The sequence below is a fragment of the Flagellimonas marinaquae genome (assembly GCF_003992675.1).
GTDB lineage: Bacteria > Bacteroidota > Bacteroidia > Flavobacteriales > Flavobacteriaceae > Flagellimonas > Flagellimonas marinaquae.
Map to the genome: position 1 here is coordinate 29,751 of NZ_RZMZ01000005.1, position 21,240 is coordinate 50,990.

22 protein-coding genes are annotated in these 21,240 nt (G+C 44.2%); 9 read left to right on the top strand and 13 right to left on the bottom strand.

The window, feature by feature from the left end; translation table 11 throughout:
- Nucleotides 1-2: 2 nt before the first annotated feature.
- The 3 genes from EO130_RS02905 to EO130_RS02915 all read right to left on the bottom strand — a co-directional run bounded on the left by EO130_RS02905 (nt 3) and on the right by EO130_RS02915 (nt 3,382).
- A complete protein-coding gene (locus EO130_RS02905; RefSeq protein ID WP_127140034.1) occupies nt 3-779 on the bottom strand; it encodes an aldose epimerase family protein in 777 nt (258 codons plus the stop codon).
- Nucleotides 779-2,077 (bottom strand): M20/M25/M40 family metallo-hydrolase, encoded by a 1,299-nt coding sequence (locus EO130_RS02910; RefSeq protein WP_127140035.1) that lies wholly within the window; start codon nt 2,075-2,077, stop codon nt 779-781. The genes EO130_RS02905 and EO130_RS02910 overlap by 1 nt, the downstream gene beginning before the upstream one ends.
- A gap of 63 nt (nt 2,078-2,140) precedes the next feature.
- Nucleotides 2,141-3,382 carry an ABC transporter permease gene (locus EO130_RS02915; protein ID WP_127140036.1) on the bottom strand — a complete coding sequence of 414 codons (1,242 nt, stop codon included), beginning with the start codon at nt 3,380-3,382 and terminating at the stop codon, nt 2,141-2,143.
- A gap of 3 nt (nt 3,383-3,385) precedes the next feature.
- Between EO130_RS02915 and EO130_RS02920 the strand changes: the two genes are divergently transcribed.
- A complete protein-coding gene (locus EO130_RS02920) occupies nt 3,386-4,609 on the top strand; it encodes an exo-beta-N-acetylmuramidase NamZ family protein (protein ID WP_127140037.1) in 1,224 nt (407 codons plus the stop codon).
- Nucleotides 4,610-4,827: 218 nt separating this feature from the next.
- On the opposite strand, the gene EO130_RS02925 is transcribed toward EO130_RS02920, so the two are convergent.
- Nucleotides 4,828-5,658 (bottom strand): sterol desaturase family protein, encoded by an 831-nt coding sequence (locus EO130_RS02925; RefSeq protein ID WP_127140038.1) that lies wholly within the window; start codon nt 5,656-5,658, stop codon nt 4,828-4,830.
- A gap of 21 nt (nt 5,659-5,679) precedes the next feature.
- Nucleotides 5,680-6,174 carry a YkgJ family cysteine cluster protein gene (locus EO130_RS02930; RefSeq protein ID WP_127140039.1) on the bottom strand — a complete coding sequence of 165 codons (495 nt, stop codon included), beginning with the start codon at nt 6,172-6,174 and terminating at the stop codon, nt 5,680-5,682.
- A 73-nt stretch (nt 6,175-6,247) separates the two neighbouring features.
- On the opposite strand from EO130_RS02930, the gene EO130_RS02935 reads away from it, so the two are divergent.
- Together EO130_RS02935 and EO130_RS02940 are read left to right on the top strand one after the other, a co-directional pair.
- Nucleotides 6,248-6,958, top strand: a complete 711-nt coding sequence (locus tag EO130_RS02935; protein ID WP_127140040.1) for a class I SAM-dependent methyltransferase — start codon at nt 6,248-6,250, stop codon at nt 6,956-6,958.
- A 41-nt stretch (nt 6,959-6,999) separates the two neighbouring features.
- Nucleotides 7,000-7,821 carry an SH3 domain-containing protein gene (locus tag EO130_RS02940; protein ID WP_127140041.1) on the top strand — a complete coding sequence of 274 codons (822 nt, stop codon included), beginning with the start codon at nt 7,000-7,002 and terminating at the stop codon, nt 7,819-7,821.
- Between the two features lie 9 nt (nt 7,822-7,830).
- Here the strand turns inward: EO130_RS02940 and EO130_RS02945 are convergent, their stop codons facing one another.
- The 3 genes from EO130_RS02945 to EO130_RS02955 form a co-directional block, all read right to left on the bottom strand.
- Nucleotides 7,831-8,445, bottom strand: coding sequence for a 7-carboxy-7-deazaguanine synthase QueE (locus tag EO130_RS02945; RefSeq protein ID WP_417935505.1), 615 nt, complete (start codon nt 8,443-8,445; stop codon nt 7,831-7,833).
- 65 nt (nt 8,446-8,510) lie between these two features.
- Nucleotides 8,511-11,033, bottom strand: coding sequence for a T9SS type B sorting domain-containing protein (locus EO130_RS02950; RefSeq protein ID WP_127140043.1), 2,523 nt, complete (start codon nt 11,031-11,033; stop codon nt 8,511-8,513).
- A gap of 98 nt (nt 11,034-11,131) precedes the next feature.
- Nucleotides 11,132-11,584: a RidA family protein gene (locus EO130_RS02955; RefSeq protein WP_127140044.1), complete on the bottom strand. Its 453-nt coding sequence runs from the start codon at nt 11,582-11,584 to the stop codon at nt 11,132-11,134.
- A gap of 56 nt (nt 11,585-11,640) precedes the next feature.
- Between EO130_RS02955 and EO130_RS02960 the strand changes: the two genes are divergently transcribed.
- Genes EO130_RS02960 through EO130_RS15520 form a run of 4 tightly spaced genes read left to right on the top strand, consistent with a single transcriptional unit; the run spans nt 11,641 to nt 15,018 of the window.
- Nucleotides 11,641-13,149 (top strand): helicase HerA-like domain-containing protein, encoded by a 1,509-nt coding sequence (locus EO130_RS02960; protein WP_127140045.1) that lies wholly within the window; start codon nt 11,641-11,643, stop codon nt 13,147-13,149.
- Nucleotides 13,150-13,157: 8 nt separating this feature from the next.
- The gene (locus EO130_RS02965) at nt 13,158-13,706 is read left to right on the top strand and encodes a hypothetical protein (RefSeq protein WP_127140046.1); all 549 of its coding nucleotides are present in this window, start codon (nt 13,158-13,160) and stop codon (nt 13,704-13,706) included.
- Between the two features lie 16 nt (nt 13,707-13,722).
- A complete protein-coding gene (locus EO130_RS02970; RefSeq protein ID WP_127140047.1) occupies nt 13,723-14,562 on the top strand; it encodes an alpha/beta hydrolase in 840 nt (279 codons plus the stop codon).
- 33 nt (nt 14,563-14,595) lie between these two features.
- Nucleotides 14,596-15,018 carry a VOC family protein gene (locus EO130_RS15520; protein WP_206513116.1) on the top strand — a complete coding sequence of 141 codons (423 nt, stop codon included), beginning with the start codon at nt 14,596-14,598 and terminating at the stop codon, nt 15,016-15,018.
- A 1-nt stretch (nt 15,019) separates the two neighbouring features.
- On the opposite strand, the gene EO130_RS02980 is transcribed toward EO130_RS15520, so the two are convergent.
- Nucleotides 15,020-15,646 (bottom strand): DUF2306 domain-containing protein, encoded by a 627-nt coding sequence (locus EO130_RS02980; RefSeq protein ID WP_127140048.1) that lies wholly within the window; start codon nt 15,644-15,646, stop codon nt 15,020-15,022.
- Nucleotides 15,647-15,766: 120 nt separating this feature from the next.
- Here EO130_RS02980 and EO130_RS15375 point away from each other — a divergent pair, with 120 nt between their 5' ends.
- Complete coding sequence (locus EO130_RS15375) at nt 15,767-15,928, top strand: hypothetical protein (RefSeq protein WP_164732863.1); 162 nt, start codon at nt 15,767-15,769, stop codon at nt 15,926-15,928.
- Nucleotides 15,929-15,932: 4 nt separating this feature from the next.
- Here the strand turns inward: EO130_RS15375 and folD are convergent, their stop codons facing one another.
- The 4 genes from folD to EO130_RS03000 all read right to left on the bottom strand — a co-directional run bounded on the left by folD (nt 15,933) and on the right by EO130_RS03000 (nt 20,592).
- Complete coding sequence (gene folD, locus EO130_RS02985) at nt 15,933-16,808, bottom strand: bifunctional methylenetetrahydrofolate dehydrogenase/methenyltetrahydrofolate cyclohydrolase FolD (protein ID WP_127140049.1); 876 nt, start codon at nt 16,806-16,808, stop codon at nt 15,933-15,935.
- 34 nt (nt 16,809-16,842) lie between these two features.
- Complete coding sequence (gene ffh, locus EO130_RS02990; RefSeq protein ID WP_127140050.1) at nt 16,843-18,171, bottom strand: signal recognition particle protein; 1,329 nt, start codon at nt 18,169-18,171, stop codon at nt 16,843-16,845.
- 105 nt (nt 18,172-18,276) lie between these two features.
- Nucleotides 18,277-18,753: a hypothetical protein gene (locus tag EO130_RS02995; protein ID WP_241244288.1), complete on the bottom strand. Its 477-nt coding sequence runs from the start codon at nt 18,751-18,753 to the stop codon at nt 18,277-18,279.
- Between the two features lie 51 nt (nt 18,754-18,804).
- On the bottom strand, nt 18,805-20,592 hold the full coding sequence (locus EO130_RS03000; RefSeq protein WP_127140051.1) for a hypothetical protein: 1,788 nt from the start codon (nt 20,590-20,592) through the stop codon (nt 18,805-18,807).
- A gap of 112 nt (nt 20,593-20,704) precedes the next feature.
- Here EO130_RS03000 and EO130_RS03005 point away from each other — a divergent pair, with 112 nt between their 5' ends.
- A complete protein-coding gene (locus tag EO130_RS03005; protein ID WP_127140052.1) occupies nt 20,705-21,205 on the top strand; it encodes an RNA polymerase sigma factor in 501 nt (166 codons plus the stop codon).
- The last annotated feature ends 35 nt before the right edge of the window (nt 21,206-21,240 follow it).

Genomic DNA, 21,240 nt, shown 5'->3' on the forward strand with positions numbered 1-21,240 from the left:
GCTTATACTCCTGGTTTTAAGACTACTTTAAATTCGGCCGTATCTGTGAGCTTTTCAAAGCCTTGGTGCAACTCTGTTTGTTTTACAGCATAGGGATAGAACGATATAGGTTCGATACAGACCATATTCCGCACCTCGGTCCAACACATAAAGTTGCCAAAACCTTCTGTTTCTATGGTGATTTCCTTCTCATCTTTTAGTGTAACGGAGGTACAATCTGAAATTTGGAGTGCCCTACTGCCCACCGCCAAGACCTCATCCAGCGAAATCCTTTTGCCCTTGGCCAAAATAACAGGAGATTCCGTATGGAGTTTAAAGGCAGGATGGTACCCAAGCATAAACGGCATTCCTTCTTCACCAGTAATTTTGAAATTGATTTCCAGACTGGAATCGGTCAATAAAAAAGTCTTCTCAAACCGAAAGTTGTAAGGCCAGGTAAGAGCTTCTTCGGTAGATTTTTCTGGAAACTTGGAATTGATCACCTCAGTGCCCGATTGGTATTGCTTCACAAAAACGGCAGAGGTTTCGGTTTGTCCTTCCAATTTGTATTCAAGTTGGCGCAAATGTCCATGTTGATCTTGAACCGCTTCGCCTTTCGGGGTTTTTACCCGAAAACCAGCTTCATTGACCGGGCCAATAATGGGAAACATTTCGGTGTCGGCGCTGCTCCATCCCGGGCTCCCTTTTTGATGGATAAACTCATGCCCGTCCACTTGATAGCCCACTAGTTCGCCGGCTTCAATCCTTACAGCTGTGTTTTTGTTTTGTAGTGTTACCATTACTTACTGTTGATCAATCGATAAATTAGAATTGCTGTGCGTTTGGTCAAAGCCTCGATGGTATTCAGGTTAACGGTCTCCTGCGGCGTATGTGCACCGGAGCCCATGGTTCCCAACCCATCCAAACCATCAACATATTCAGCTACAAAGGACACGTCTGCCGCCCCCCTCCTTCCTGGGTCATAAGCCAAGACCTCACCTTGGTCAAGGTCCAAACTCACTTGGTTCAAAGTGCCCAATAGGGCAAGGTTTCCTTCCGTGGGCTGCATGGCTGGGTAGCTATCCGTAAAACTAATGGTAGCCGAGGTCTGAGGTAAATTATTGGCCACAATCTCTCTCATTTTGGCTCTAGCCAGTTCTTTTTGTTCTTCCGAAATAAATCGAAGTCCCCCTTTTACCACCGCTTTTTGGGCCACAACATTGGTTTTTCCAAAGGCGTCGCCCTTACTGGTTTTTTCATCAAAATTGACAAAGGTTCCTCCGAGCAAAACACCGGGGTTGAAGGTCAGCAAATCCTCTCCCTTCACATCGGTATAAAATTGATGTAGGATTCTGGACATTTCAAAAATGGCACCAGCACCGGTACGCTCGCTGAAAACACCTGAGGAATGAGCCCTTTTTCCTTCCACTTCCACCGCCCAGCCCGAAGCTCCTCTTCTGGCCACAGTTGCATAATTGAACCCTGTTGATGTTTCAAAGCCCAAGGCAATATCGCTTCGCTTGGCGGCATCGATCAAGTCTTTTCTGCTTATCGACAAGGGTTTACCCGTACTTTCCTCATCACCTGTAAACGCCACAATGATTTGTGCATCATCCAACAGTCCGTTATCCGAAAGTGCTTTGAGGGCGTAAAGCACGATGACATCCCCTCCTTTCATGTCATTTCCACCCGGGGCATGGGCAACACTGTCGTTTACCATTTCAAAGGTCTGGAATGGACTATCTTCTTCAAAAACAGTATCCAAATGACCAATGAGCAATAGCTTCTTTCCTTTGTTTCCTTTTGTTTCAGCAAAAAGGTGACCTGCACGGTTCATTTCAGACGGCATTTCAATCCATTTGGTCTCGAATCCAATGTTATCAAAAGCATCCTTAAACACCATTCCCACTGCTTTAACCCCTTTGGCATTGAGGGTACCGCTATTGATATTGACTACCTTCTCCAAAAAATCAATGGCCTCGGTATTGTTCTTTTCGATGGTGGAAACAATCTTTTTTTCGGTTCTGGAAAGCTTTTGTGCTGAAATGGAAGCCGTTAGGAAAACAGCTAACAGCATCGAGTAATATTTGAATGTCATGGTTGGTAATTTTGTGCTACAAGGTATCAATTTAGAATGATAAATCATGATTCCTTCACGACCCTACTCAAATTGAATAGCCTTTACAGGCGTTATTTTGGTGATGATGTAAGAGGGCACCAATAACATCAACAAGCAGAGCAACATCACTCCCAAATTCAAGAGTACGATCGTCAACAAATCCATGTGCACAGGGATGTAATCGATATAATATTCTTCAGGGTTCGGGAATTTGAACATCCGGTACTTATCCTGAAGAAAGATGACGCCCAACCCAATCAGGTTGCCCCAAAACAACCCAATGGCTATCAAATAGGCAGCATTATATAAAAACACCTTTCTGATGCTCCAGTTCGCGGATCCCAATGCCTTAAGGATTCCTATCATTTGGGTGCGCTCCAAAATCAGGACCAGCAAAGCGGTGATCATATTGATACCACCCACGATAATCATGATTCCAATAATCAGGGCGATATTGAAATCAAAAAGACCGATCCATTCAAAAATGCGGAAATACTTGTTTTTGATATTCTGCGTATCCAGTACGGATACCGTTTTCCCATAGATCTCATTGCTCTTTTCCTCCAATTGGTCAAAATCATCAATAAAAACCTCAAAGTTTCCAATTTGATTGTCTTCCCATCGGTTCATCAACTGGATGTGGCGGATATCCACGAACACATAGGTTTCATCAAATTCCTCAAAACCGCTATCGTAAATGCCCACGATTTCAAACCTACGGTTGTTCGGAGGTTTTGATGCGTCCCCGTCCCTTAGAAAAAAAGAAAAGAAGCTATCGCCCACCTTTAACCGCAACCTGTTGGCCATTAAACTGGAGATGAGTACTTCTTCGTTGAGTTCACCGCTATAATCGGGCAGTCGGCCATCCACCAAATATTCCTTAAAAGTGCTCCAATCGTAATCCGTACCCACTCCTTTGGCCAGCATGCCCTCAAACGTATCTGCAGTTCGGATGATTCCACCTTTGGTGGCCACTGCTTGCACATGCCTCACCCCTTCTACATTTTTAAACTCAGGATAGAAATCTTGGTTAATGGAAACTGGGGTCAAGGAAACTTCGGAGTTATTGTTGTCGAAATTGGAAATCTGGATATGGCCATTAAAGGCTGCGACTTTTTCGCGAATTTTGTTCTTGAGGCCAACACCTGTAGCGATGGCAATGAGCATCATCACCACACCGATTGCAATTGCGGCTATGGCTATTTTTATTATCGGGGCGGAAATACTAATTTTATGTTCCTTCCCTGTAATCAGGCGTTTGGCTATAAATAATTCTAAATTCAACGAATGCCCATTTTATCTAAGATCAAAAGTACAGTTTTATTGTTGTTTTTGGTGTTTTCCGCCTGCAAGGGACAACAAAAAGATACCGATGCCACTTCGGCGGTGATAACCAATGCCCCAGCACCTATAATAGTCGCGGCCAATCGGACTAAAGCTTACCTCCCGCTGCTGCAAGGAAAAAAAGTGGGTGTTGTGGCCAACCCGACTTCGGTTGTCTTCCACAAAAGCGGATATACCCATTTGGTGGACTCCTTGCTCTCCTCTATGATTGAGGTGCGGAAAGTCTTTGCTCCAGAACATGGATTTCGAGGTACGGCCGATGCCGGGGAACATGTAAAGGATGGGATGGATACCCAAACAGGTCTGCCCATTATTTCGCTTTACGGCAAAAACCGAAAACCTTCAGGGGAGCAGATGAGCGATTTGGACATTATTGTTTTTGATATTCAGGATGTAGGGGTTCGCTTTTACACCTACATTGCCACCTTGCAATTGGTGATGGAGGCCTGCGCTGAAAACAACAAACCGATAATCGTTTTGGATCGACCCAACCCAAACGGACATTATGTGGACGGCCCCACCATGCTAAAAGAGCACACCAGCTATTTGGGCATGAACCCCATTCCGTTGGTATATGGGATGACCATGGGCGAATACGCACAAATGCTCAACGGCGAAGGATGGTTGGAGAATGGCAACAAAGCTGACTTAACTGTAATTGAGTTGGAGAACTACACGCACGAATCGGAATACCATCTTCCTATCCGGCCTTCCCCCAATTTGCCCAACGATATCTCCATCAACCTATATCCCAGTTTGGGATTGTTCGAGGGCACTAATGTAAATGCCGGTCGCGGTACCGAATTCCAGTTCCAACGTTATGGGGCTTCATTTATGGATAGCACCAAGTATGATTTTAGCTATGTTCCGGAACCCAACTTTGGGTCCAAATACCCGAAGGAAGAAGGAAAAACATGTTATGGCCGTGATTTGTCCCATTTGCCACGAATGAGCGAAGTTTCCATGGAATGGATCATCGACGCCTACAAGAATACCTTGGACAAATCCAAATTCTTTTTAACCGACGGATTTACCAAACATGCAGGCACTCCCCTGCTTCAACAACAGATTGAGAATGGGATGACGAACGATGAAATCAAGGCCACTTGGCAAGCGGATTTGGAAGATTTTAGAAGAATTAGGGCGAAGTATTTGATTTATGATTGAATCTTTGAATAGTTCGGGTTGTTGCGTTATTTGTTCTTGGTTGATAGGCCAAGGGTCAATGGCAAAAGGTTCTCGACTGCGCTCGAACTGACAATTGGCAACTGCTGATTGTTTGCTGTCTTTTGATGTCTTTGTTCTTGTGTCTTGTCTTTGACTTTTGGACGATTTGGTTATTTGTTAATGGTCAACTGCTTACTGTCTACTTGTTTCAAGACACCTTATCCCTCCGTTGTAGGCCTCCTATATTTATGAAAAGGTTGTTTTAGCAGCCCTTTGATGCTACTGTTCTCTTTTTCATCAGGAAACGTATCGACACCATAAACGATATTATTGGGGTCCATGGACATATACGTGCCGAACAATCGGTCCCAAATAGAGAATATGTTCCCATAATTGGAATCGGTATAGGGCAATTGGTAATGATGGTGCACTTTGTGCATATCCGGGCTCACGATAATCCAGCTTAGCGCGGTATCCACCTTTCTTGGCAAACGGATATTAGCATGGTTGAATTGTGAAAACACCACCGAAAGGCTCTGGTACAACATGATGATGCCAATAGGCGCACCAACCGCGATAACCCCTACCAAGGTAAAGAAATAACGAATCAAACTTTCCAGAGGATGGTGGCGGTTGGCTGTTGTCGTATCTACATTATGGTCGGAATGATGCACCAAATGGACCATCCAAAGCGGTTTTACCTTATGTTCCACCCAATGTGCCGTGTAAGCCCCTATCAAATCCAAAAGCATAACCCCAAGTACGACATAGAGCCACAACGGCATTTCGGGCAACCAATTGATGATGCCGAAATCGTTGGCAATCGCCCAATCGGATGACTTGAGCAGCAAGAACGCCAACGGAAAGTTCACGATGATCGTGGTCATTGTGAAAAAAAAGTTGGGAACGGAATGCCTCCATTTTTTGTAGGGCACATTGAACAAGGGTACAATCCCTTCCAAAATCCAGAAAAAAGTTATCCCTCCAACCAGTATCAAACTACGGTGCCACGAGGGAATGGTTTCGAAATATGAAATAAGCTGCTCCATGCTATCAAATATAATAAATCGTCAAATTTTTATCGCCTTTTTCATTTCCTCTACAATGTTAAAGGCAGCTGGGCAAATCGCCACATTTTTTAAGGTGAGATTGGATATTTGTTGGAACTTTTTTCTATCTGTATGTGGAAACTCTCTGCAGGCCTTTGGGCGTACATCGTAAATGGAACAGTAGTTATCCTCTCCCAAAAATGTACAGGGCACAGACTGAAGCACGTAGTCATTCTCCTCATCGACTCGTAAAAAGTCCTCGATAAATCGGGATGGCTTCATCCTAAAATGCTTGGCAATCCGTTCTATGTCCGCATTGGTGAACAAGGGGCCTGTGGTCTTGCAACAATTGGCACAGTTAAGGCAGTCCGTTCGCTCAAATTCGGCATCGTGCAGCTGTTGCATGGTATAGTCCAGGTCCTTGGGAGGGCGCTTTTTTAACTTCGTAAAGAATTTTTTGTTCTCGGAATGCTTTTCCCTTGCTTTTTGGGGCAATTCCCGGAGTAGTTCGTCCATAATACACAAACTTATCCATTTTAAACCTTTCTATCCAATTAAAGTCACACCTTTGCAAAAAGATTCCTAAACCATGGCAGACGTTTTTGGAAAGGCCCTACAAGATTATCAAAAGGGTCAGTATATAGAGGATATCAAAACGTATTCATCTTTGGATGAAGAAGATGTGATTCCTATACCCTATTTGTTCCGAACATTTGCTGAAATGCCCAAAATTGAGCAAAAGGCCTTGCAATTGGCACGCGGAAAAGTGCTGGATATAGGTGCTGGGGCTGGTAGTCATGCACTTTACCTTCAAAAGAAAGGATTGGACGTAACTGCCCTGGACAGTTCCGAAGGGTGCATCGAAGTCTGCCGAGAACGTGGGGTGAAATCAACGGTATGCAGTCCTATTTTGGATTATTCCGAAGAAAAATATGATACCCTATTGTTGTTGATGAACGGGATAGGATTGGCGGGGCAACTTAAAAATTTGAGTGGTTTTTTTCAGTATTTGGCTTCATTATTGCGGCCAAAGGGACAAATATTGTTGGATTCCAGCGATATTATTTACATGTTTGAACAAGATGAGGATGGCGGTTATTGGATTCCCAATAACGGAACCTATTACGGTGAAGTGCAGTTCGAAATGGAATATAAGGCGCAAAAAAGCGAACCTTTTGATTGGGTTTACGTAGATTTTGATACCTTGCAAAACGCCTGCGAGTCAAATGGTTTGGATTGCGAGCTTGTAATTTCTGGCGAGCATTTCGACTATTTGGCAAAGCTAACCTTAAAGACATAATAGATTCCGACAAGGAACGTTTTTTGTTTATATTGATTGCTATGAAAAAAATTGCGCTATACACTTTGTTTGGCCTTGGGTTACTTATGGGTTGCTCCAAGGATTCTACCCCAACGGCTACGGATTCCAACGCCAACCTTAGGGCGGGAAACCTGTTGGCCACCGGTGCTTCGGCCAGGGACTTACTTTCCAACGACGTTTACGATAAACTTTTGATCGAAATTGATTATGTAACCGGGTTCGCCCCAACAGCAGAGGCCATAGCCAATTTTGAAGAATTTTTAAGGCATCACACCTTTAAGGAAGATATTGAGTTCAAGTACACTGCTGTATCCTCGCCCAACGAAGCAAGCCTGAACCTCGACGAAGTAGTGGAACTGGAAAGGGAGAATAGGGATGAATATAACAGCGGATCTACCATTACCGTGCACATTTATTTTGCCGATGCACCTGCCGAAACCGATGACCAAGAAAACAGCCTAGTGACCCTTGGTGCGGTGTACCGAAACACCTCAATGGTCATTTATGAGTCCACGATCCAAGAGATTGCCAATAGCAGCACAGCTGTCAGCACCGAAGATGTGGAAACGGCGACTTTGATACATGAGTTTGGACATTTGTTCGGCTTGGTGAACCTTTCTACACAATCGGTCAACGACCACGAAGAGACCACCATTAATGATGATGGCGTGGAAGAAGGCAATAATCATTGCAATGTTGATGGCTGTTTGATGCGTTCCGAACTGGAATTTGGTTCTTCTTTATTAAAGCAAATGGAAAGCAACGCTTCCAAAGGGTTGGCTACCATTCCCGGCTTGGATGCCGAATGCATTTTGGATCTTCAGAAATACGGCGGACGTTAATTTTGAACTTTAAGGGATATTCAAATATTTATGGGTCTGTAACGAAACCTTCCACTTTGGATGTTTCATCACATAGTCCACGATAAGCGGCATTATCTTGTCCCGCACGCTCCATTCGGGCTGCAAATACAGAATACAATCCTTGCCCACTTGCGCAGCCTGTTCTTCAGCGAAAATAAAGTCATGCTTGTTGTAAACGATTACCTTAAGCTCATGGGCTTTTTTGTGGATATCGCCAACGGGCAACTTATTCTTTTTTGGGGATAGGCATATCCAATCCCAAACCCCTGTCAACGGGTAAGCTCCAGACGTTTCGATATGGATGTTCATGTTTTTGGCCTTTAAGCCTTCGGTCAGTGGCCCCATGTCCCAGGTGAGCGGTTCCCCACCGGTAATCACTATGGTGTTGGAGTACTTTTCGGCATTGGCCACAATACTATCAATAGGTGTTGGGGGATGGGTTTCAGCATTCCAACTTTCCTTTACATCGCACCAATGGCACCCAACATCACAGCCTCCTACCCTTATAAAATAAGCAGCTGCTCCCTTGTGGTAGCCCTCACCTTGAATGGTATAAAACTCTTCCATCAAAGGCAACATCAGGCCCTTTTCAACCAAATCCATCACGTTATGTTCAACCATGGCGCAAAGATACTACGAAGAAATTGTATGTTCGAGAAACTTATCAATTATTGCTTTAACGTAAAGTGACCCTTTTTCAGATGCACTTTGCCATTTACATCACGAAGTTCCAATGCATACCAATAATCGGATGGAGGCATTGGTCGGCCATTAAAAAAGCCGTCCCAACCATCCACCAAAGGGTCTGTTTGGGCGAGCAATCGACCATAGCGATCGAAAACATTAAAAACCCCTTGCTCATAAAATTCGGTAGTGACCCCTAAAATCTTAACGGTATCATTGATGCCATCATTATTTGGGGTTATAAATTTTGAAACTCCAATAACTCCGATACGAATTTCATCAAAGCCACAACCGTTCAAATCTAGAGCATATAAGGTATGGAGACCAGGAGCTACATTGGTAAAAACACCTTCCTCCTGTACATTGTTAGGGTCATCCAACGCAAATACATACGCCCCAAGACCTAATTGCCCATCCTGATGATTCACGGTGATTGTTCCCGTTTCGCCATCATCCTCAACCTGAATAAATTGAGGCAACAACGTTGGAGGGCCAGATTCGGTCACCTGAAAAGATTGCCGCTCTGCAACACAACCTGATTCCGAGGTGGCGATAACACTGTAAATTCCTTGTTGTGAAATACGTATCCTTGTCGCTGTTCCAATAAGCTGACCTTCTTCATTGAACCACTTATAGGCATAATCCCCATTGGTAGCGAACGGCTCCACCAAAACACTCCCTTCTGTACAGTAGATATAGTCTTCTTCTACAGCAAAGGACGGAATGGGATTCACACTGAGCCATACGTTTGGACCTACGCCAAAGCAAGTCCCCGAAGTATTGTCCTCTACCCTAACAAACAGCGTTTCCTCAAAAGGTGTTACATTGGTATAATTGTCAATTTGTGAAATGGCGTTCCGGCTTAGGTAAGCGTCATCCTCACTGACATAAAACGAGACGGACATATTTTGATTCATGGGCAACTCCGAAAGAATGGCATTGACAGCCTCTTGTAAGTCAAAGGAAGTGATACCATCAATTTCTCCTTCATCACATTCTTGTTGTTCAAATACGTAATTCGCAGGCAAAGAGGTGGTGCTTTCCTCCAAAAATATCCTTCCGACGGAATGACAGAAATCGCCTGTGCCCTCCACTCGAAAAAACACCTCATCAGCGGTGGAAATGCTAAACATTTGGTCATCCAAAGGGTTGGTATTGTTTTCTGCATCATTTTCCGAGAGATGATATGTTATGGTGTAACTATTGGAGTCAGCTATTATCAAGTCGTTGTATTGTGATAAATTAAATAAGACCTCTTGGCCCGAACTACAATTGGCCACCGTGAAATCACTGTTCACCTGCGGCTTTATTTGCACTTGGGCTTCAACGGGAATTCGTTCACCGTTCAGGCATCCATTGTACGAAGCTATCGCATAAAAAGTAGTGCTGGTTGTAATGTCGGTAGTGAAAACATTGCCCGTGGCCACAGGGATGCCACCTGTTGGTTCATCAAACCAAACCACCTCGCCCAAAGTGGATTCCGCGCTCAGCGTTATGGTTCCAGCGCCACAAATAACTGCTGGATTGGTAGTGAGAATTTTTGGAGTGGTTATTTTAGTACTTGCCGAAAGTGTTAAGATAGGATCTCCCGGCATTCCACCATACTCTACAATATATCCCTTAGGTTGGTAATCGCCTGTGGGATCACCGGTTATGGACAAATCGTTCCACGAACCGGTTATGCCGACTCCAGGTGCGGTAATATGCGCATAGTCCTCATCGTTCAGATTGTTAGGTTCATTGGTGTTCCAAAATGCAAAATTAGGTGAGGAGCCATTTTGGGCACCATTCCAAAAAACAGTTCCCGCCTCGGGACCAGTGGCCCACCTCCAAACCCCTTCAATCACACTGTCCGTGCCACCAATCCAACCTGTTCCCGAAGCCTGTTCACCTGTAAGTTGGGCTTCGGCATCGGAAGTTATGGTGGCCAAATACCCCTGTAGTCCAAAAAAGCTCCTATTCTCTGCCGCTGCCCTGGCATCGTCCCATCGTATACCAAAGGCTTCTATGTACTCATAATAATGCCCCGTTTCGGGTAAAAAGTTGGCGCTACCTATCGTGAATGAAAAGAATTTTTCTTCTGTTGGCGATGTGGAGCTGCTCTCGAACACAACGTCGTTTACCGCCGCAATTAAATCGGTGTAGGCGACTGCACCTCCTGAAGACCCAGTGAGCGTTAGCTTTCCTTCTTGGCTATTCCAACTTACCGCAACATTGGGGTGGGTGTTTTCCAAACGCAAGGTATCCAATCCCCTTTCGTAACCCGTTGATATTTGGATATAAAATGCGTCTATTTCCGTATCGTCGGGGTCTGTAATCGTAAATGTTGTAGCAACGGGAATCGAAGTGAGGGGGCAATATATTTGGTCTCCGGTCGCGTTTACCTCCGGGGCCACATTGGTCTGGGAATAAATGAAATATGGGATACAACAAAAGAAACAGATGAAAAGAGAAAGTCTTCTTACTGTTTCCGCACAGAAATGTTTTAACAAATAGCGTTCTGGCATGCTTTAATTTCTGAATCCATGAAGATACTCACATCTATGGATCAGACCCAATTTTTAAAGCCCTTTGCCACAATATCCTCGATATATCGATTAACTGCCTATTTTACGGCAATCACATCAATTTCAATTTGACCATTGGCGGCTAGGTCCTTTGCTGCAAAAGTAGTCCGGGCCGGTTTTTGGGTAAAATATTGGGTGTAGATTTCATTAAAAGCTGCAAAATCCTCAATATTCGCCAAGATTACCGTGCATTTTACCACATTGTCCAAAGTCATACCGTGCTGGGCCAAAACCTCCGAAATATTTTGAATAGCTTGTTGAGTCTCCGCCTGAATCCCGCCGCTCACCAAGGTTCGCGTACTGTGGTCCATGCCTATCTGCCCTGCCAAAAAATAGAGGTTTCCCGCCTGTACCACATCGCTAAAGGGAGCGTTTTGCTTCTTGGGCTCATGCGATTGGTGAAAAATCAATTCTGTCTTTTCCTGAGCATTCGCAGGTACCATATAGGCTACCCACAAAAAAATCAAAATAACATATCGAAAAGGTTTCATATTCCCATTTTTAGTTTTGCTTAAAATTACCCTATTTTTATCGGAAATTGAACAGCATGGGCAACAAAGAACAGTTCATCGAACATATCGAACAAGGATATGCCACCAAAGGTGATTACATTACCGTGGGTGCTGGAATGCTCGATGGGGAAACCATGACCAACGCATTTATCAAGATTCCCCTCAAAACCATGAACCGGCACGGACTTATTGCCGGGGCAACGGGTACCGGGAAGACCAAGACCTTGCAGGTGCTGGCCGAAAACTTATCGGACAAGGGTATACCCGTACTGTTGATGGACCTTAAGGGTGACCTCAGCGGTATAGCCAAACCAAGTCCCGGACACCCGAAAATCGATGAACGCCATGCGAAAATCGGACTCCCCTTTGAGGCTAAGGGGTTTCCCGTTGAAATTTTATCGCTCTCGGAACAAAATGGTGTTCGTCTACGGGCCACAGTCTCCGAATTTGGACCCGTTCTGCTTTCCCGAATTCTGGATTTGAGCGTTACACAAGAAGGTATTGTTGCGGTGGTCTTCAAATACTGTGACGATAACAAACTGCCGCTTCTGGACCTCAAGGATTTCAAAAAGGTGCTGCAATACGCTACGGGAGAAGGTAAGGAGGAGTTCCAAAAAGCATATGGACGCATTTCTACAAGCTCCACAGGAACTATTTTAAGGAAAATCATAGAATTGGAGCAGCAGGGCGCCGACCTCTTTTTTGGGGAAAAGTCCTTCGATGTGGACGATTTGGTGCGTATCGATGATAATGGTCGTGGGTATATCAATATTATCCGTTTGACGGACATACAAGACCGACCCAAACTATTTTCCACTTTTATGCTGAGTCTATTGGCAGAGATCTACTCCACCTTTCCGGAGCAGGGCGATAGTGAACGTCCCGAGTTGGTATTGTTCATCGATGAGGCCCATTTGATTTTTGACAATGCGAGCAAAGCGCTGCTCGATCAGATTGAAAGCATCGTCAAATTGATTCGTTCCAAAGGAATCGGGCTTTACTTTGTGACCCAAAACCCCACTGATGTGCCGGACGATGTACTGGCTCAGTTGGGACTTAAAATACAACATGCGCTTAGGGCCTTTACGGCTAAAGACCGAAAAGCGATAAAACTTACGGCCCAGAACTATCCCATTACGGAATTTTACGATACGGCCGAGGTGCTGACATCGTTGGGAACCGGGGAAGCACTGGTTTCTGCCTTGGACGAAAAAGGTAGACCTACCCCATTGGCAGCCACGATGATGCGGGCGCCGATGAGCCGTATGGATATTTTGACCGATGGGGAAATCGAGGAGGTTTTGGACAATTCAAAGCTCATCAAAAAATACAACGAGGAAATCGACCGCGAAAGTGCTTATGAAATCCTGACCGAAAAAATTGAAAGGGCCGAAAAAGAGGCCGAGAAAGAAAAAGAAATAAAAACGACGACCCGAAGCTCAACAAGCAGAAGAAGCACCCGAATGAACCCTGTTGTCAAAGTCTTGACCAGCGCCACATTCATACGAGGTGTTCTGGGCGTACTCAAAAAAGTGATTCGATAGCTAGTTATATGAAAAAGAGAAATTGGGCCTTTGCCCTCATCTGTGTTATGGCAGCAATGCAATCCTGCCAAAAGGATACTACGTTCCTCATTACCGAAACCAGTGTTGGTCCCTTGACCAACACCTCCAAAGTAAGTGAACTGGAAACCATTTTTGTACAAGACTCCGTTGTGGGAGATGCCGCCCAAATCAATCTGGGCGCTTCACCTAAAAAGGTTGATATTTTTGAAAAAGGTGGTAAACATTTGTTGACGCTTACCGCAAATTCCGACAGTATTCCTACCGTCCAAAATGTTAGGATCATGGATCCGCGCTACACTTCCGAAAAAGGTATCGGACTGAAAAGCACGTTCAAGGATATTCAGGATTCCTACGAAATCAAAAAAATCGTAACCACTTTGAACAGCGTTGTGGTTTTCCCAAAGGGAAGCAACCTTTACTTTACCATCGACAAAGAGGAGCTTCCCGAAAGTTTACGATTTTCAACTGCCTCTATTGAAGCGGTTCAGATTCCAGATGATGCCAAAATCAAATATTTGATGCTGGGTTGGGAGTAGCCCCAAATTATTTTCGATGAAAAAACTGTTGAACAAAGCAATCCCCTTGGTTTATGGGCAATATTTTAATGCCTACGCGCTAGTTGCTCCACAAAAAGCTGCGGAAACCGCATTCCATGTATTTTGCAAGGTTAGAAAGGGAAGGGTCACACCAGAACAGGCAGCATATTTGGATGCCCACAAACTCTCCCTTGAGGAAGTAGCTGGGCACAGAATCCAATCGTATCACTGGCCGGGGAACAAAGAAACGGTTTTATTGGTCCATGGTTGGGAAAGCAACACCTACAGGTGGCGCAATCTGATCAAAAAACTAAGGGAAGCCGATTTTAATATTCTTGCGTTCGATGCCCCATCGCACGGGTATTCTTCAGGAAAGCACCTCTACGTTCCCTTATATGAGGAAGCCGTGAACCATATGGTTAAAAAATACAACCCAAAACATCTCATCGGACACTCTGTGGGCGGGATGACCATTGTGTACAACCAATACAAGAACCCGAGCGACCAAGTTGAAAAACTGGTCACTATTGGTTCTCCTTCGGAATTCCATGAAATCATGGCCCATTTTCAAGATTTATTGAAGTTCAATAATCGAGTGATGAAACATTTAGACTCTTATGTGCAACAACGTTTTGGTTTTAAAATCGATGAGTTTTCCACTTCTCAATTTGCACGTTCTCTCAGTAAAAAAGGGCTGTTGTTCCATGACAGATATGATAACATTACACCCTACCACGCATCAGTTGCAGTTAACAAAAACTGGGAAGAAAGCCATTTGGTGAGCACCGAAGGCCTCGGCCATTCCATGCATCAAGACGATGTGAATGATCAAATTGTATCATTTTTGGAAGCTTGATAAACTTATTCTAATTTTCAGAAAAAATAAACCATGCAAAAAATAACCCCCTTTCATGTTGCCGTTCCAGTTCATAATCTTCAAGAATGTCGAACTTTTTACAGAGATGTCCTCGGGTGTGAGGAAGGCAGAAGTGCGGAACAATGGGTAGACTTTAACTTTTTTGGCCATCAATTTGTTATCCATTACAAACCTAAATCTGAGGAAGAGACCCATACCAACCCGGTTGATGGTAAAAATGTACCCGTACCTCACTATGGCGTGGTGTTGCCTTGGGATACTTTCCAATCCTTTTCGAAAGACTTGATAGCCAAGGGCATCGATTTTGTGATTGAGCCCTACATTCGGTTCAAAGGGGAGCCCGGCGAACAGGCCACTATGTTCTTTTTAGATCCTGCGGGAAACGCACTGGAGTTTAAGGCATTCAAGGATATGGGACAGTTATTTGCGAAATAATCTAGGCCAAGTTCAACCCTTTTCTTCGGACCCAGAAAAAGGCAAAAATCATATTGGGCACCCAACATAGCCACGCAACAATCTTATAGGCCACGAGAAACTCTCCGAAAACCACAATCAGAATGGGCAACCAAATGCGGAGCGTTACGGCTGCAAAGCAGGCTGCGTAGCTGTAGACCATCATACCTTGGTGCAGCGCCAAGTCCTTGTTTTTGATAGCGATGTAGGCACGGGTTGTGGTAAAGAGCCAAATCAGGGCAAGGCTACTAAAACCAATTGAAGATACCCAACCACCTGTGGCATAAAACCCTAAATAGAGTCCACATAAACCACTCAGGATAGCTGTAACCACATAGACCTTTCCTAGGTTTCGATGAAGCTGCAGCCGTCTGGAGCGTAACTTTTTAATGAATTGTGACCAACCCACCAACAGGGCGATTCCACCCAAACTGATATGCCCATAAAAAGCTACTTTCCAAAGTGAACTTGCCCTTATTTCATCCGATTTGTTCAGCAACAGACCAAAATCGTCGGAGGCAAAGAGGTACACCAATGGATACAGGCCAATCCCAATGGCCAGGCAGATAAAAACAATCCATGCTACCTTATTTCTTGTGGTTTGGGCCATAACTCGATATTAAGCACGAAGTAAGTTATCGATATTTTGATGACAAAAACAAGAATTTTAATGCTAATTCGTTATAAGTGTATCGATTAGATCATTAAGTCGAACCCAAATCTTATCCGTATGAAGACAATTTTACTTTTGGTCACCCTTATTTTTTCGGCCATGGCCGTATCGAGCTGCACCAATGACGAAGGTGACACCGAATTCGAATACATCAATCCCGAAGAGGAGCAACAAGCAAAGCCTTTAAAAACTGAAGTTGAACAGGAAAATGTTAACTAACACCTTATGAGTGACGCTCTCGTGCGAGCAAGGTGTTCTTAAGCAACATGGCAATGGTCATAGGGCCTACTCCGCCGGGTACGGGAGTGATGTGGGAAGCCTTTTTGCTCACTTCTTCGTAATCCACGTCACCAGTGATGTAGTATCCTTTTTCTTTGGTATCATCCGGCACACGGGTAATTCCAACGTCAATGATGGTTACCCCCTGCTTGACCATATCCGCTTTTAAAAACTTGGGAACTCCTAGGGCAGAGATAACAATATCAGCCTGAAGTGTCAACTCCTTAAGGTTTTTGGTCCTGCTATGGGCAAGTGTCACCGTTGAATTCCCTGGGTTTCCTTTTTGGCTCATCAAAATACTAATGGGCCGTCCCACAATATGGCTTCTCCCGATAACTACGGTATGCTTACCTTCGGTATCCACCTTATAGCGCTTCAACAACTCCATGATTCCGAACGGAGTTGCCGAAATGAAGGTTTCCATATCCAAGGCCATTTTTCCGAAATTCGTTGGGTGAAATCCATCCACATCCTTATTAGGGTCTACGGCCATCAACACTTTTTCTTCATCAATATGTTTGGGCAGGGGCAATTGGATAATATACCCATCGATTGCAGGGTCATTGTTCAATTGGTTCACTTGCTTTAGCAAATCTTCTTCTGTGGTTTCTTCTGGAAGATGGATCAGCGTGGACTCAAAACCTATTTTTTTACAGGAACGCACCTTGCTGCCCACATAAGTGAGGCTTGCACCATCGTTACCCACCAGCACTGCGGCCAAATGGGGCACTTTTTCGCCCCGCTCCTTCATTTGGGCCACCTCAACGGTGATTTCTTCTTTGATTTGGTTCGATATTTTTTTTCCGTCGAGGATTTCCATGGGTTGCTGTGTTGGTTTTTTTTGCTGAAAAGGGTTATCTCATGTTCTGCATCATCTGCATCATCTTTTTGCCGCCTCCGCCTTGCATCATCTTCATCATTTTGCTCATTTGGTTGAACTGTTTGAGCAATTGGTTTACTTCTTGAATGGAGGTTCCGCTACCTGCGGCTATCCGTTTTTTGCGACTGGCATTAAGCATGGCCGGGGTGGAACGTTCTTCGGGGGTCATGGAATGGATGATCGCCTCGATATGCTTAAAGGCATCATCATCGATATCCAATCCTTTCAGGGCTTTTCCCGCTCCGGGAATCATGCCCATCAAATCTTTCATGTTCCCCATTTTTTTGATCTGCTGAATTTGACTCAGGAAATCATCAAAACCGAACTTATTTTTGGCAATCTTTTTCTGAATCTTACGCGCCTGTTCCTCATCGAACTGTTCTTGTGCACGCTCCACCAAGGAAACCACATCTCCCATTCCGAGGATACGGTCGGCCATACGTGAAGGGTAGAACACATCGATGGCTTCCATTTTTTCGCCCGTACCGATAAACTTGATGGGCTTGTCTACCACAGATTTAATGGAAATAGCGGCTCCACCACGGGTATCACCGTCCAATTTGGTGAGGATGACCCCATCGAAATTCAAGATATCGTTGAAGGCCTTTGCTGTATTTACGGCATCCTGACCTGTCATGGAATCCACCACGAAGAGGGTTTCCTGTGGTTGTATGGCCTTATGGATATTGGATATCTCGGTCATCATCTGTTGATCCACAGCCAACCGACCTGCGGTATCGATGATCACCACGTTACAACCGTTGCTTTTGGCATGTGCAATACCTGCCTTGGCAATAGCCACGGGGTCGTTATTGTCGCGATCGGAGTAGACCTCCACTCCTATCTGCTCCCCAACCACATGCAACTGATCTATCGCAGCGGGACGGTACACATCACAGGCTACCAAAAGCGGCTTTTTTGTTTTCTTGTTCTTCAGGTAGTTGGCAAGTTTACCGGAAAAAGTGGTTTTACCTGAACCCTGCAAACCGGACATCAAGATTATGGATGGGTTGCCTGAAAGGTCTATTCCTTCGGCTTCGCCCCCCATAAGTTCAGTAAGCTCATCCTTTACCAACTTGACCATAAGCTGGCCCGGTTGAAGGGAGGACAATACATTTTGGCCCAGCGCCTTCTCTTTGACCGTATTGGTAAATTCCTTGGCTATCTTAAAATTGACATCGGCATCCAACAAGGCTCGTCGCACTTCCTTAAGGGTCTCTGCCACATTGATTTCAGTAATTTGCCCGTGACCTTTGAGGACGTGTAATGCCTTATCTAACTTTTCGCTTAAATTATCGAACATAAGTTCTTTGTTTTAAAGAGGGACAAATTTAAGAATAATCCAATAGAAAAAGGACGGCTTTGGGGAGAGCCGTCCTTCTTTTGAAAAAAGATTGGGGAAAAATATTTAATTCTTTTCGAAAACCAATTTATCGGTTCCACCGTTTCCTCCACTTTCATCAATCAATTCGATTCTGACAGCGGAGTATTTTACAATATCCCAATCGTCCGTCAAATCGGCAAAATCGGCTGGGGCACTAAAAGCAATATTGAAATCCACATCACTATCATCTGGACTGTCATCATCCCCATCATCGTCGGAGTCCGAAATGGACCACGTACCATTGATATCAGTTGTACCATTAGTGGCCACTAGGGTGCCATCGGTATTAAAGGTAAAAGCATAGCCATTAAAATGGTCCGTCTCATCCTTATCATCGAAATAATAGGTAATGGTCCATGACCCACTTGCGGCTATTCCTGTAAGTTCAGTGACCTGGGCTGCCGATATGTTATCAAGGACATCATCATCGTTGTTGTTTTCACAGCTCACAAAAATCATGAACAATAGAACCGTTGTCAGTTTTAAAATTGAGGTTTTCATATATAGTTATTGAAATTGTAAAAAATTTAGTGTTCTCGTTTGGTATCGGGTTTATGGTTTTTCGAATACCAGGGTATCATTAGTTCCATCATCGCTTTCATCCGTTAGCTCGATTCGGGTGGAAGTTATGGAAACTACTTTCCAGTCATCTGTCAATTCGGACAGGACATCCATAGTATCAAAGTTGATAAAGAACTTTAGTCCTTCTTCGGAATCCCGCAGCACTCTCCAAAGACCTGTGGCCTGAGGATCTGCATTGATGGAGACCTCAACTTGGTGCATTTCGCCAAAATTAAAGTCCATTCCAGCGAAAGAAGCCGTCATATCCGTGCTTCCTTCCTTGTAAAGGGCCACATTCCATGGTCCGTCCAAAGCGATTCCTCTTATTTCTACCACATCACCATCATCAGTGCTGTCATCACACTCTTTCAGCAGCACCATTTCGTGGTCGGTATCGTCGATTTCAAACTCCAATCGTGACTGAAGCATTTTGCGAATGGGCCATTCAAAGCTAACTCCGGGTTCGTCACCAATGGTTATCATTAAGGAAAGTTGCAACTGACTGTTCAAACCGGTTTCCCATGTACCTTGTTTGGTATTTACGCCATTGCTCAAGGTAACAGTACCGCCAGCGGCAAATTCAAATTCGTAGCCCAAGAGTCTTTCTATTTCCTCGCCTTGGTTTTCCACTTCCTTAATAATCCACTTACATTCGTTGAGCAGAGCTGTAAAAGTCTCACTGTCTATTGGATTGGAATCTTCCAAATCACACCTCTCTTTCAATATGATTTTGTTTCCATCGTCCTTGTAAAGTTTGATTTTATCATCATCCAATTCATACACGATGGCATCGATAGTAAAATCTGGGAAATCTTCAAAGTCAAGGCTCAGCATCACACCATTTTCGGTAGTACTGGTGCTCCATGTACCCATGATCTCATCGGTGGTAAAGGTGGTAAAGTAAACTGTACCATCTGCAGAGAAAGTCAACAGACGCTCAACATACTGTTCTGTATTGTCCACACTGTTTCGGATGACCTGCCTTACCTGCAATGGGCATTCCAGTAGAAGTTCGTCCAACTCAGATTTAGTAAAGTCGTCGTCGTTATAATCATTGTCGTCGTCGTTATAAGCATCGTCATCATCTTCGTCGCACTGGTTCTTGGCCATTTCAAGGGCTGCGGCCAAGGCCGCATTGTTTTCGATCACCACTTGGGTGCCGTCAAACTTAATGAGGGTAATTGGAAATTCGATACTGATCAAGTCATCATCATCCAGTTCGTCAAAGAATCGCTTCATGTCGCGATCGCTCTCGATGTTCACTTGACCTGACTGTTGATTGTCCACACCAAAGGTGAAGAGTGTAATGGGGTATACAAAATCAATACATTCGATATCATCATCGTCACCTCCTTCAAGACACTCACGGGCATACTGCTCCAGTTGATCTTGATTTTCTATAGTGATTTCACTAAAATCGGAAAGGGTGATAGTAATAGGAAAGAAGATATCAAGAATATCATCGTCGTCGTCCAATTCATCAAAGATTTCTTCGATCAAATCCAAATCTTCCCTGGAATCGATGGTTATTTCCACTCCGTTCACATTTACGGTGTATGGAAATTGTACAGCGAAGCAACTGGCACCATCCACAATATTGTCATAAGAACCATCATTGGAAGAGGTCTTCTGAATCAAATCGGCGGTAGTGGAGCTGGCGGAAATAGTCTCGCTTTGTGTCCCTCCGCCTACTTCTTCATATTCTTCTTGGCAGGCCATAAAACCAAGAACAAGGATTGCAAGTAATGTACGCAACAAGTTGTTTGTCAACTTTTTCATAACGAATGAATTTTGGGGTTATAATTCAACCTTAAAACAACCATCAAAAAGAAAACCCTACTTTTTCCTTAAATTTTTCAAATATATTTGACGTACAAACAATTTTCCCGCTATGAGCAATGTCTGCGAGGACCATATTTTCAGTGAAGTGTTTAAGGCCCATTCCAAAACGGTCTTTAATTATATATTCTATAAGTTTGGAAACGAAGAGAAGGCCCATGACGCCGTACAAGAGGCCTTTGTGAAGTTATGGGAGAATTGTGCCAAGGTAAGTCCTGAAAAAGCCAAATCCTTTGTTTACACTGTGGCCAACAATCTGTACCTAAACGTAATCAAATCGGAAAAAGTACGGCTCAAACACGCGGACAGTCTTGTTAGGGATCGAACCAACGAATCACCCGAATTTTTAATGGAGGAAAAGGAATACCAGAAAAAATTGGACGATGCCCTCAACGCTTTACCCGAAAATCAGCGCACCACCTTTTTGCTCAACCGGGTAGACGGAAAAAAATATGCGGAAATCGCTGAAATGGAAGGAGTAAGCGTAAAAGCTATTGAAAAAAGGATGCATTTGGCCCTTAAAAGTTTGCGGGAACATATAGATGGAATCTAGCAGGTGATTATTTTTAAACTGGTAAGGTAGGGTAT